General features: G+C 36.4%; 3 protein-coding genes. 2 read left to right on the top strand and 1 reads right to left on the bottom strand.

Features of this window, described 5'->3' with window-relative positions; all coding sequences use genetic code 11:
- Positions 1-11 precede the first annotated feature (11 nt).
- A complete protein-coding gene (locus P8M54_RS08130; protein ID WP_300287056.1) occupies positions 12-1,187 on the top strand; it encodes a THUMP domain-containing protein in 1,176 nt (391 codons plus the stop codon).
- Positions 1,188-1,350: 163 nt separating this feature from the next.
- Complete coding sequence (locus P8M54_RS08125; RefSeq protein ID WP_300287054.1) at positions 1,351-1,587, top strand: hypothetical protein; 237 nt, start codon at positions 1,351-1,353, stop codon at positions 1,585-1,587.
- Between the two features lie 114 nt (positions 1,588-1,701).
- Here P8M54_RS08125 and P8M54_RS08120 read toward each other — a convergent pair.
- On the bottom strand, positions 1,702-1,889 hold a 188-nt coding region (locus tag P8M54_RS08120), incomplete at its 5' end, for a DUF6048 family protein (protein WP_300287052.1).

The raw sequence follows: 1,889 nt of genomic DNA, 5'->3' as shown, positions 1-1,889 counted from the left end.
ACACAAACAAAATGGAAAATAATTTTAAGATGATTGCCAAAACCTTTTATGGTTTTGAAGAAATATTAGCAAAGGAATTACTGCAGTTGGGCGCACAAGACGTGGAACAAGGAGTAAGAATGGTGAGTTTTAAGGGAGATAAAGGATTTATGTACAAAGCCAACTTATCGTTGCGCACGGCATTAAAAATTTTAAAACCTATTTATTTTTTTAAGGCAAATAATGAGCAAGCTTTATATAAAGGAGTAGCCGGTGTGAACTGGTCAAAATACATTAATGCGAACCAAACATTTGTAATTGATGCTACGGTACACTCGGATAACTTTAATCACTCTGAGTTTGTATCTCAAAAATGTAAAGATGCAATTGTAGATCAGTTCAGAGAGCGAACAGGACAACGTCCAAGCATTGATAAAGTACATCCTGATTTACGAATCAACATTCATATTGATAGAGACCAAGTTTCGGTTGCTTTAGATACTTCGGGTAACTCGTTGCACCAACGTGGGTATAGAACTGCTACTAACATTGCACCTATCAACGAAGTGTTGGCTGCGGGAGTTTTGTTACTTTCGGGTTGGGACGGACAAGGTGATTTTTTAGATCCGATGTGTGGATCAGGAACTTTCCTTGCTGAGGCAGCGATGATTGCTTGTAATATTCCGGCTAACATTAACCGTAAAGAGTTTGCTTTTGAAAAATGGCACGATTGGGATAATGAGCTGTTTGATAATATCACGACTAGTTTGCTGAAACGCGTTCGTGAGTTTCATCATACCATTACCGGTTATGATAAAGCACCATCAGCGGTACAAAAAGCAAAGGATAATATTAAAAATGCCAACCTAGACGAGTACATCAAAATCGAAGAACGCAACTTTTTTGATACGGAGAAAACTACCGAAGGCAAATTGCATATGGTTTTTAATCCACCGTACGATGAGCGTCTAGACATTCACATGGAAGAGTTTTACAAAAATATTGGGGATACCTTGAAGAAGAATTACCCAGGAACGAATTCTTGGTTTATTACAGGGAATCTAGATGCCTTAAAATTTGTTGGACTTAGACCTTCTAGAAAAATAAAATTATTCAATGCAAGCATCGAAGCACGTTTGGTAAAATACGAAATGTACGAAGGTAGCAAGCGCACGAAATTTCAAGTAACCGAAGGCGATACTGAATAATACAGAAAGCAAAAAGAGAAGTAAGGAGCATTAGAGCCGTTATTGTGGTACTTTAGAAAAGAATATGTCAACTGATAGCCATTCTGACTTTCGACTAATTACTAATCACTAGTTACTAATCACTATTCACTTTCAACTTAACTAACTTTAAGACTTAAATACAATGACAAGATTACAAATAAGAGCTTTTTTATACCAATTGGGATGCTTTGCTTCCTTGTTTATTTTGGCGCGTTATGTAGTGGAACGCTATTCCGGTTTAACGGGTTTTTGGGTTCCTTTTATTGCGTTTGTGATTGGTACTTTTTTAGCACCAAAATTTCAAGCTGTGAAAACCAAAGACGGTGAGAAGTTATACATGAAATGGATTTTCATAAAAAGTGTAAAAGAAATAGGGTAGTGGTTTGTCAGTTGAAATGCAACGCTGCAATTGAGCGAGTACTATACCTACAGCATAAAAAACCGCAAATTCACACGTGAATTTGCGGTTTTATTAGTTTTAGCCTGAAGCTAATTATTTTTTAGGAGCCACTTTTTTTACCACTGGCGCGATTTTGACTTTCTTTTTATAAATAGGAAGGAAATACGAAACCGTGTAATTGAATCCAACACCAAAACTACCATTGTAAGTTTTGTTAAAACCTGGAATGTACAAATTGTCAAAATTGTCCGGTTTTTTGTTGGTTACGAGTTGGTTTAATC

The organism is Flavobacterium sp. (assembly GCF_029242675.1).
Classification (GTDB): domain Bacteria; phylum Bacteroidota; class Bacteroidia; order Flavobacteriales; family Flavobacteriaceae; genus Flavobacterium.
Note: the sequence above shows the minus strand (reverse complement) of the source record. Positions and strands in the feature narration are given on the sequence as shown.